At 42.9% G+C, this 11,563-nt stretch carries 7 protein-coding genes; 3 read left to right on the top strand and 4 right to left on the bottom strand.

All coding sequences use genetic code 11. The annotated features are described in order from the left end of the window. Positions 1-73: 73 nt before the first annotated feature. The 4 genes from tycA to ACQ5DJ_RS03810 form a co-directional block, all read right to left on the bottom strand. The gene (tycA, locus tag ACQ5DJ_RS03825; protein ID WP_429841255.1) at positions 74-3,352 is read right to left on the bottom strand and encodes a tyrocidine non-ribosomal peptide synthetase TycA; all 3,279 of its coding nucleotides are present in this window, start codon (positions 3,350-3,352) and stop codon (positions 74-76) included. Positions 3,353-4,058: 706 nt separating this feature from the next. Then, positions 4,059-5,207, bottom strand: coding sequence for an AI-2E family transporter (locus ACQ5DJ_RS03820; protein WP_429841254.1), 1,149 nt, complete (start codon positions 5,205-5,207; stop codon positions 4,059-4,061). Between the two features lie 260 nt (positions 5,208-5,467). Continuing rightward, on the bottom strand, positions 5,468-6,658 hold the full coding sequence (locus tag ACQ5DJ_RS03815) for an MFS transporter (RefSeq protein ID WP_429841253.1): 1,191 nt from the start codon (positions 6,656-6,658) through the stop codon (positions 5,468-5,470). A 3-nt stretch (positions 6,659-6,661) separates the two neighbouring features. Beyond that, positions 6,662-7,078: a MarR family winged helix-turn-helix transcriptional regulator gene (locus ACQ5DJ_RS03810; RefSeq protein ID WP_429841252.1), complete on the bottom strand. Its 417-nt coding sequence runs from the start codon at positions 7,076-7,078 to the stop codon at positions 6,662-6,664. A 74-nt stretch (positions 7,079-7,152) separates the two neighbouring features. On the opposite strand from ACQ5DJ_RS03810, the gene ACQ5DJ_RS03805 reads away from it, so the two are divergent. From ACQ5DJ_RS03805 to ACQ5DJ_RS03795, 3 genes are all read left to right on the top strand, one after another. After that, a complete protein-coding gene (locus ACQ5DJ_RS03805; RefSeq protein ID WP_429841251.1) occupies positions 7,153-9,339 on the top strand; it encodes a hypothetical protein in 2,187 nt (728 codons plus the stop codon). A gap of 140 nt (positions 9,340-9,479) precedes the next feature. Beyond that, on the top strand, positions 9,480-10,295 hold the full coding sequence (locus tag ACQ5DJ_RS03800; RefSeq protein ID WP_429841250.1) for a MerR family transcriptional regulator: 816 nt from the start codon (positions 9,480-9,482) through the stop codon (positions 10,293-10,295). A 31-nt stretch (positions 10,296-10,326) separates the two neighbouring features. Continuing rightward, complete coding sequence (locus tag ACQ5DJ_RS03795; RefSeq protein ID WP_429841249.1) at positions 10,327-11,538, top strand: MFS transporter; 1,212 nt, start codon at positions 10,327-10,329, stop codon at positions 11,536-11,538. Positions 11,539-11,563 lie beyond the last annotated feature (25 nt).

The raw sequence follows: 11,563 nt of genomic DNA, 5'->3' as shown, positions 1-11,563 counted from the left end.
TTATTTTTCATATTTGCATAAAAATGTAAGTCGAAAGCATGTTTATCCCCACAAAATATTAGCAAGTGCTTATTTAGTTAAGCGTATTGGCAAGTAATTCAAAGATGTCGTCCATTTCTTCCATTTGAAGTCCTTTCAGACTAAAGTCACTAGGAGTCCGTTCGACTTCTTTTTTCTGCGAGCAATGAGTGATGATCGCCCGGAGATGTTTTTGATAGTTCTCACTGAGTTGATGAATGGACTCTTCTCTAAACTGCTCGTCGCTGTAAGTAAACGTGACGAGAAGCTCTCCACCTTCGATTCTTCCAGTAATATTCAAGGGCGTATAAATCTCGGAGTCGGGACTCAGATTGTTCTTTCCATCCGCACCGAGCGTGTTACCTGAACTATACGGAGAACGGGTAAACAATTCGTTGTTCAGCCCTGAGTCAAATTGACCCAAGTAGTTAAACGTCAATTCAGGACGCAAGGAAAAGGATAAGGAACGTCGTTTTTCCGGTTCTGTCATATATTTTAAAATTTCATAGCCAATGCCTTTATTGGGGATCTTCCTCAGGTTTTCTTTCGTGCATTTGATATGGTCAGGCAAGTGATTCAATTGACTCAAATCTAGTAAAACTGGATATTGGGACGTAAACCATCCGATTGTTCTTGTCACATTAGCGTGTTCGATCACATCCTCGCGCCCGTGCCCTTCCAAATTAATCACGATTTGGTCAAGCCTGCTCCACTCTGCAACGGCCAACCCCAACGCTGCCAGTAACAAATCATTGATTTCTGTTTGATAAGCAGAATTTGCCTGCTTCAACAATTGTTCGGTTTCCTCTGCTAGCAATCCGACCTGGATGTTGCGGATACTCTTCTGTTTACTGCCCACCGTTTCATAGTCTTTTGGGAGGGAAGCATGCCTAGCTCCAGATTCAAGATTCTCCCAATACGGGACTTCTCTCACCAATTCATCACTATTCGCATAATCGTTCAGCCATACTGCCCAATTTTTAAAAGAATCCGTTTTTTCTGGGAGAACGATTTCTTTTCCGGCTAAGGCCTGACTGTAGGCAGTTGCTAGATCCTCAAACAGAATGCGCCAAGAGATTCCATCCACGACTAAATGATGGATGGCCAAAAACAAATGATCGCCTTGGCGTGTATGAAACAGAGCTGCCTTTACCAACTGTCCCTCTTGTAAATTCATACTGCTATGCAATCGTTTCGTCTCTTCTTCGATTGCTAGCTGGACATCCGAATGCGAGGTCAGATCATATTGAAGGAAATCGTATAATTCGCTACCCCATCCACGATTCTGTTGAACGATTCTTCCATTCTCGTTCCGATAGACCATCCGTAGTGCGTCATGATGCGAAAGGATTTTATCCAAGGCCTTTCGGATGGCTGCAGGGTCAAATCCCTGTTCGCGATACAACACATACGATTGATTCCAATGGAACATATTTGTAAAGTTCTTTTCAAAGAACCATTGTTGAATGGGCGTTAAGGTAACAGGGCCTTCGATGATTCCCTGCTCGCTTCTCCTCGTCGTACTTTTAACATAGAGAGCAACCTGTGAAATTGTCGGGTAATTCAGTAAATCTTTCGTGTCTAGCTTTAGTTGATAGGCATGAAGACGAGCAGCGACCTGGATCGCTTGAATGGAATCCCCACCAAGTGAGTAAAAATTATCGCGAATTCCAATTTTCTCGATTCCCAATACCTCTTGCCACACGGTTGCGAGAATCGATTCTGTCTGATTTCTGGGAGGTTCGTAAGCTGGATTTGTCTCAGCAGTTACATCAGGTTCTGGCAATGCTTTGCGATCAATTTTGTCATTCGGCGTGAGCGGCATTTTATCCAGCTTCACGAAATAAGAAGGAAGCATGTACGCAGGAAGCTTTTGAGCGGCATATTCTCTGAGCTGCGAAGGAGTTACTTCCAATTGCGAAATATAGTAAGCGCACAAATAGGGTTGAGCGTGTTGGTCTTCTCTAGCGATTACCACTGCCTCTTTTATTTGTTCATGTTTCAGCAAAACGGACTCGATTTCTCCCAACTCAATCCGATGACCCCTGATTTTTACCTGATGGTCGATTCTACCAAGAAATTCGATATCTCCATTCGGTAACCATTTGGCCAAGTCTCCTGTCCTGTACATCTTCTCTCCTGGTACGAACGGATTATCCACAAATTTTTCGGCGGTCAAATCTGGACGATTCCAGTATCCTCTGGCTAAGCCTACTCCACCTATGCATAATTCGCCTTCACTGCCAATTGGCTGCAATTGTAGCTCTTCATTGACAATATAAGTGTGCGTATTTTGAATCGGTTTGCCGATTGGGATCGTTTGGTTGAGGAGCACATTGGAAGGTGCCTCCCAAATGGTCGCGCAAATGCTTGTTTCCGTAGGTCCGTATGCATTCACGTACCTGACTTTATTTTTCCATCTATTTACTAAAGGGAAGTTGGCAGCCGAACCTGCCGTAATCATGATGCGAAGTGAAGTAAAATGCTCTGGGTTGAGGTGAGTTAAATAAGTGGGTGGCAACGTGATGATGGTCAATTCATTTTCATTCAAATAGTTTTCAAAAATGATGAAATCATGAATCGTCTGTTTGGAAAGGATGTAGAGGCTGGCACCGGTTAGTAAAGCCATGAACATTTCCCATACCGATGCGTCAAAAGACATGCTGGCAAACTGTCCAATCCTGTCTGCAGGTGTTACACCAAACGAATTTTGAAAGAATGATTGCAAATTAGCGATTCCTTTATGCTCCAGCATGGTTCCTTTCGGCTTGCCGGTTGTGCCTGAAGTATAGATGACATACGCCATGTCAGTAGGTTTGCTTGGCAAGTGAAGATTGGAATCCGAGCGAGAATCCAGCTGTTCTTCCTCGAGTACGACTACAGGACCACGGTATCCGACGTCATAAACAAGGTTACTGATGTTTTTCTGGGTGATGACGATTTTGGTTTGACTGTCTTGCAGGATATATTGAATCCGATCTCGCGGATATTCGATATCGATAGGAACATACGCTCCGCCAGCCTTGAGGATGGCCAGAATAGCTATAACATTTTCAATGGATTTCTCCATCATCACACCGACGATGCTGTCTGTTGTAATCCCTTTTTCGATCAGTGCTCTTGCTAATTGGTTAGCCTTCCTGTTGAGCTCCTGGTAAGTTAATCGCTCATTTTCATAAACGATGGCAACTCGGTGTGGCACAGCTTCTGCCTGTTCCTCGAACAACTGATGAATCGACTTATCCTGTGGATATTCAGCCTTTGTGTCATTAAACAAGGCTACCTGTACTTTTTCCCGCTCCAAGTCGATGAGATTGGTATTATTTACCAACATGTGTCCCCTCCGATAATTGGCAAACTTTTGTCTATCATGAAGTGTGACGATACAATGTGATGGCCAAACAAGTGAACGAAATGCAAGGAAATGGTCCGCTAAATCTGAAGATGAAGACTCAGTGACGAATGGATCACATGGGAAACTCCCTCATCAACACCATTTAATATAATGGCCAAATGTAACAAAATATGTGGGATTTTGTATCTTTTTTGTAAGTATTACCCATATTCATATTACTATGGTCATGAACCAATTTTCACCTACAAATTCTCCTCGATTTTACATTTTTTCACAATGGGGATAATTCCCTGTTTGCTCAAACCCGTTTTCAGGACAAAAGTCACTTTCCATTTTTTGGTCGAAACATGTGCGCTGGTACTCTAGCCGAATAGATTAGGACATGAATCCTGACCATTTCGAACGGGAAAAATACATTACCTGAAAACAAATGTGCTGGCCTGCACACCTCCTTACATTCCAGCAGAATAACGTATTCATATGCACCTGTTTGAGAAACTGTTATTCATTATAACAGAGACTGTTTTGGAAATCAGTTAAAAATTAGGTAATTTTTGTTAATTGTGCTACTTTTTACCCAAACCACTCTTTAATCCGTACAAAAAAGGCTCACACTTTCTGGTTTCATTCGAAAGTGTGAGCCTTTAGATTTACAATATCATTGAGGAATCGAAACAGTAGACACCTATTCTTTCAGGATAATTTTCTTGTCCTTCAGTCGCTTGTTCGTCGTGCTTCTGACAAGGGTATATACGACGGCAAAAGCAGGGATTCCAAGCAGCATTCCCATCAACCCGAACAATGCTCCCCCAACCAATAAGGCTACTATCACCCATAAGCCATCCAAGCCAATTGAATTACCTACCACTCTCGGATAAATAAAATTACCTTCGATTTGCTGCAAGACAAGAATAAAGACAATAAACCAAAATGCCTTCACTGGATCGATCATTAAAATAATAAAGGCACTCGGAATCGTCCCGATATAAGCACCAAAAATCGGAATAATGCTCGTTACACCAATGATCACACTCACAAGCAATGCATACGGCATGTGAAACGCCCACATTCCTACAAAACAAAGCCCGCCAAGAATGAGAGCCTCTGTTAGCTGGCCTGAGATAAAGCCACTAAATGCTCGATTGGTGATTTGTCCAATTTCTACAGCCCGGTCCGCCTTTGCTTTTGATGAATAGGCATAAACGAGTTTTTTCGCAATGAGCATCAACTTTTCCTTATAAAGGAGTAAATAGATGGACAACATCAGCCCCATGATGACATCGATAAAGCTAACGGTAAACATTTTCGTGTAAGTCAGTAATACAGGGATGGAAGTCAGAAAAAAATGGCCAAACTTATTTACAATTTCATTCCACTTCTCCATAAGTGTATTCCATAAATCGCCGGACAAGTTAAACCTCTCTGCAAAACCATCGACGAAAGCCTTCAATGATTGCATGTCATTCGGAATGCTTGCCGCAAGCATGGAAATACTCGTGAGAAGCTGAGGGACAATAAACCACATGAGAAATGTAAAAAATACCAAGACAGTCGCCAGGGTTAACAGGATCGAAAAAGGACGTCTCACTCTTAACCAGATTCGATTGTTACCACGGTTAAGGGGTGAGAAAAGTCTTTCTTCATAAAATCTCATTAAAATGTTCAAGATGTAAGCAATGGCAATCCCATAAATCACAGGATCTAATAAGTCAAATATTTCATAGATAAATGACTTTACAGAAGGAAAATTCCAGACCACAGCAAACAGCAATACGGTGTAAGTCGCGATCATTATGTATTTCTTTATTTCTCGCCAGTGTACTTTCTCCATCATTTTCTAGTTGACTCCTAACCTTTGTGAGTTCTAAGTTGATCTGTTTGTTCATAAACTTTTCCATTAATATGTCCACCCAAAAGTATACTATGTTTTTCAACCGTTCGTTATCATTTTTCTACTTTCACTAAAACTTCCCTCGAACTTTCCACAATCATGCGTATTAAAAAAACTACTGGAAAAGATAACAGGCTACCGACTAAGGGCAGCCTGCATATTTTTACTATGAGTCCTAACTCCCCATTTCTATCCTGGATGAGTTAAGCTGCACGCATCAATTCTCGATCTCGTTTGCCGTGTAGCCAGTGATAAAGCGGGATACTGAAAAGAATGAAGGCAACCATCCCGACGAAAATCGTACGATATCCTGTATGCGGTACGATAAATCCGAGCAGATAGGGCCCGATTCCTAATCCTAGATCATACAAAATGTAGTAAGTAGAGGTTGCTAATCCAAAGCGATGCGGATCTGTCACCTTCACAGCTACCGTTTGGGCAATGGAGTTAAAGTTACCGTAGCCTACTCCAATCAATGCAGCAGATAGCAGTAGCATCCAGGAAGTTGAGGCTTGACTGAATAGTAGCATCCCGAGCGCAAATATGACTAGGCTGGGGTATGTCACGATGTTCGCCCCTCTTGCGTCCATTAGCTTTCCTGAGAATGGACGTGAGAGGATAATGACAATGGCATACACCAAGAAGAAATAGCTGGAAGCTGAGGAGAGATTAATTTCTTCCGCATAAAACGATAGAAATGACAAGACACCCGAATAGCTGAAGCCGATCAATAAGGCGATGAATGAAATCGGCAAAGCTTTCGGCTCGATGAATTTCGAAAGCAGAGAACCTTTTGCTTCCTCTTTCACACTTGCGGAAGGAAGCGGAACATTGATTTTTGCCATGGCATAAAACATCAAACAAATCAGGGAAAACACAACATTCATCGTAAAGATCCAAGTGAAACCATTTTCAAGCCGCAATAAGATCATGCCGAGAAAAGGACCAATGGCAGTGGCTAAAATCGCACTTAAACTGTAATAGCCAATCCCCTCACCCTTGCGAGACGCTGGCAAGATTTGAGCAATAATGGTACCTGTTGCTGTACTGGCAATCCCAACAGCAATCCCTTGTAACAATCGATTGACCAGTAAAAAGCTGATATGGACAGCAAAAAAGTAAAGCAACGAGGTGACAGCAAAAAATCCTAACCCAATCCAAAGCGTTTTTTTCGTACCAATATGACTAATGGCTCTACCAGTGAGTAATCGGCCAATCAAAGCACCAATGATAAAGATACTGGAAACCAATCCTGCTGAACTAGTTGAAGCGTGAAATTCTGTCTTGGCATATGAAGCAATCGTAACCATTAGTAAGAAAAACATAAGTGTCAAAAGAAAATTGATGAAAGAAACAATAACGAACTCTTTCGTCCAAAGCCTATCCTTCTTCACTGCTTACCCTCTTCTCTTTAGGTTCATGATTATTTTTTCGAGTACTGTTGCTGCTGCGTCTCTTTCTTCTGGTGAAATGCCCTCCAATATTTCTTCCAAGAACGGATCAGTCGCTTCCATAATCGTCTTATGTAGCGCTTCACCTTTCTCTGACAAATACATAATTTTTTGCCGTTTGTCTAATCCAGATGAAATCGAAATGATTTCACGCGCGGCTAGTTTTTGCGCAATCGGTGTAATGGCTGGCTTCTCTACTTGCCAATAATCGGCAACGTCGCTAAAAGTAGCAGAACCGTTATTTTTCAGATAACGAATCAACGCCCATTGCGTGACAGATATACCAAATGGAAGTAACTCCTCTTGCAATTGATTATTGTACATACGATGTGTGAATGCGACTTTTGAAAAGAACGGGTACATGTTAGCTCCTTTTTATTAGTTAATTAATTTAATTAATTATATATCTTTTCTTGCTGTTTGAGAAGGTCTAAATCATGCTGGGTTACCTTGTGGCTTTTTCGGTGCACATTCGTCTAACCTATATCATCGTACACAAGGAGAAAATCATGCTGGCAAAAAGGTTTTCCGCCATTCCCTTCATATTATTGCTTTTCTTAGTACTTTCTTTTCCAATACCTACCCTTGCGAAGGAATCCTCCTTTCAAAATCCGTATTATGTGTTTAGCTGGGATGAGGCAGGAAATGTCCGCATTACCGATTTGGCGAAAAATGAAATCCTCTCTTCCATTCAGTACCAGGCTGAATATGGCGCGATCTACAATGCAATGACTCCTTCCCTTCCGAAAGGAGCCAATCAAATAACGTTGGATCAACGTCCAGCATTTCAACCAGGAGCAGCCATCGAAATTCGCTCCGAATCGTTTGGCGGCAGAATGAATGCTCCACTTGTCCATCAAGCTAAAGTAACTGCCGTCCGTGGAAATGACGTGTTCTTCTCTCCTGCTACGTCGAAAGTTATCGACCGGAACATTTTTATCAAACGGGGCAACCACTGGGTTCGCAAATGGGATGACGTAAAGGTGGAACAACAGGAGACTGCTACTGGTAACACAGTCATCGTCACAGGTCATACTCCACTTTCAGTGGTTACAACAAAATATGAATTGCAAAAAAATAGCCCTGCCATCGATGTCTCCGTAAAAACCAGCTACAAGCAAGTGGCAAAGGTTTTTCGAGAGGCGTTCGCCCTGCAATTCAAGCCAAATGTAACAGAGGTATACCGCAAGAACCGGAAAGTAGACACACAAAAATTCCAAGCTTCTTACTGGCTGGATCGCCAAGGTGCGAAATTCGGTCAAGGGAAGCAATCAGCTTTTTTGTACCATGCTCCCAACGTGTCGTCACTTGAATTGAATGCAACGCAAAAACAGCTCATCGTCAATCTGGATCACATGAACGATCACAGATACGTACAGCAAGGCTCAACGAATCAAGTTGGAAAAGTCCGCCACGCTTCCGAATATCGTGCAAACGATGAACGAACAAATTCATTCTCATTGGTAGTTGGGTATCAACCGAAGCTCATGCCGCGATTTATGAGTCAGCCTTTTGGTTTTTTGGCGACACACGTATGGACAGAGCATGCTGACGAGCAAACGCTACAAACGAATCGGGCTGTTTATTTCGGCTCCGAGAAGATTACATCATCGGCACAAGCGACAGGCGGTTTTGTCAAGCATCAAATACCGGTTACGAAAAGCGTGTTTTACTCAAATCCGTATTTTCAAGCGAAATCGCCTGTCAATGTCGCCATTGTGCAATGCCCTGAATTTTTGCAGTTTCTAGATGATCTGAATCGGAACGATAATGATATTGGTCTACATACCATCTATCCATACGAAATCAGGCACTATCAAAAGACTACGGAAGATGCGTTGCAAGTAATGAAAGATCACTTCCAAAGCAATACATGGATTGACCATGGATATTTGAAGTCCGGCTTTGCGTTTAACGCGCTCGACAACCAAACTGCGAATTACTTGGCGCATCAGTGGAAAAAATACGGCACATCGTATTTTTGGCACTACAGCTCAGAAGATATCGCCAATCCCAATCATGGTCTTGATCTGTACCAATCCCAAAGAGGCGACGCTCTGCGCACCCCTCTCTATTGGTCGCATCCGACAGTCACTGGCCCGTTTTATTCATGGTCGGCTGCCACCATTCCGGAAGATACACTGCATCTGTATCTGGAACAAAATCTCCAGCAGCTCATTCAAAATCGTGGGATTTTTATCAATCATACCTACTTGGCAAGAATTCCCGCCAAAAAGCAAGGCGGGAAATTTATCATTCGGGATATCAAAGGTAACTGGATCATACATCCCGATTTTGACCGCTTATTGAAACGAATGGACACCCTGCGCGATCAAGGCAAGTTGCATTTGACGACCGTACGTGAAATCATGGATTATTGGCTTGCCCTCTCACAAGTCAGAATGGAATATGCTCCAAACGGCTCTATTGTTCTGCACAATGATGGCATGCGCAAGATTTCTGGTCTTTCGATGGCGACAAAAGCTTCGGAAGTCTATGTGAACGGGATGAAGCCGTCGCAGAAGAAAGCGGATGGCGATCTTATTTTTTGGTTCGATCTGGAGCCGAATGCAGTTGCTGTTATTGCTATGAACAAAGTGGCTAGTATTGCCCTTCGGAAATAAAATAAAGATCGATCAAAACCGGTGGAATCGAAACCCACCGGTTTTTTCATTGCCCATTCCCCTTCCCATGCCGCTTGACTCTCCCCTTAACTGGAAAGTTATACTCGGTACAGAAAAGACGTAAGTATGGAGGTTGTACCATGTTTAAAATCAGTGAATTTGCAAAGATTAGTCAAGTCTCCGTCAAAACACTTCGTTACTATGACCAAGTTCATTTGCTCAAACCAGCTCATACTGATAAATTTTCAGGCTATCGGTATTATTCGGCTGACCAAATGTTTCAGCTTAATCGGATTTTGGCCTATAAAGAATTGGGATTTTCCTTGGATCAAATTCGTCAGATGATGAGCGAGCAAATCCCACTCGAACAAATCAGGGGGATGTTTCGAATCAAGCAAAGCGAAATTCAGTCCATTCTCGATAAGGAGCAAGCAAGACTGAATCTCATCAAGGATCGTTTGTATGCCATTGAAAATGAAGAGAAAAGCTTGCCTTCGCATGATGTCATTCTAAAAAAAGTAGAGCCCCAACTCGTTCTATCCTATCGTCAAAGAACTCCGTTCAATAATATTCCGGAGCTATTTCAAAAGTTGGACGATTATATGGGGCGTTCAGGTCAATCTTCTCTCTCCAGAATGGTTCTTTGGCATGGGTGCGAGGAGTGCGATGACAACATGGATGTGGAAGTGGCGCGTCTGCTTACTCACGATTTGCAGACCGAACCACCGTTTACCGTTAAGCGATTGCCGGAAATTCCGTTGATGGCTACGCTCATCCATCATTGCCGGACGACGTGCCGTTGCAATGCGAGTGTCGAATTGGCGATGTGGATTGAACGAAATGGATATCGGATCAAAGAGAATGAACCTCGTCGTGAAATTTGTATTCGTCGTGAAAATCCCGAAGACCCAGACTCTTATGTTGCCGAGCTCCAGATTGCCTTAGAAAAAGCTTAACAATCGAACATGTGGAGAGGAGATTCAGCTTTTGAACAGACAGCAACAGTTCCTGACTTTTACCTTATTTCTATTAACTTTCGTTCTGGGTACGAGTGAATTTGTCATCATCTCGCTGCTTAGTGATGTGGCATCAGAGTTGGGCATATCGATTTCAACAGTAGGATCTCTCGTGTCAGCCTTTGCCATTTCATTTGCCATCGGTACACCGATCTTAACCGCTATTTTTAGTCGATTTGCCAAGTATCCACTCATGCTCACATTGATCGGCATCTTTATTACAGGGAATATACTTACTGCCCTATCCGAGACGTATATGTTGCTTCTTGTTTCCAGAATCTTGACTGCTGTTGTGACCGGGGTTTTGATTGCACTTGCCATGGCGGTTGCCAGTGAAACGATGCCTGCTGAGAAAAGGGGAACCGCTATTTCTATCATTTTTGCAGGCTTCACGATCGCCAGCGTTATTGGGGTGCCACTTGGTACATTTATTGGGCAATGGGGAGGTTGGCAAATGGCCTTTTGGTTTGCGGCTCTACTAGGCGTCATTTCACTCCTTGCAAGTGCAACGACCATCCCGAAAGGATTGAAGGGATCGAGGAGTTCCTTGCAAAAACAAATCGGGTTACTGACCCATAGACGTATCATCATCGCGTTTTTTATCCCGGCATTAAGTATCGCAGCAACCTACACAGTATATACGTATTTAACTCCTTTGCTGCAAGAAGTGCTCTTCGTACCGAACCAATCTATTAGTCTCGTATTTTTACTCTACGGGGTCATTTCGATCTTTAGCACGTTGATTGGTGGAAAACTGGCCGCTCACAACGGGATTGGAAAGCTCCGGTATGTGTATCTGATGCAAGCCGTTATTCTCGCATCTCTTTATTTTTCGTCCCATACCCTTCTCGGTGGATTCATCAGCTTATCCTTTATGGCCTTGGTCGTTTATATCATGAATTCCACGATGCAATTGTACTTTATTGATTTGGCCGATAAACATTTCCCGGCTGCCAGAGATTTGGCTTCCTCATTAACTCCTGTGTCAGTCAATGTTGGGATCGCTCTCGGATCAGCTTTGGGTGGATTTATTACGACAAACCGTGAACTCATTGATGTTTCCTGGGCTGGTGCGATTGTCGCGATCGTGGCATCGTTGCTGACTTTTATCAGCTACAGTCTAGATCGCAATGCGATGTCCTTCCACAATCATACGGTGGAGGACTGTCAAACACGAAAGTAATGCAAATATAAGAAGAAGCTTCCCT

The sequence above is a fragment of the Brevibacillus sp. FIR094 genome (assembly GCF_050477165.1).
Lineage (GTDB): Bacteria > Bacillota > Bacilli > Brevibacillales > Brevibacillaceae > Brevibacillus.
The sequence above is the reverse complement of the archived record's forward strand: the minus strand, read 5'-3'. Positions and strand labels throughout refer to the sequence as shown.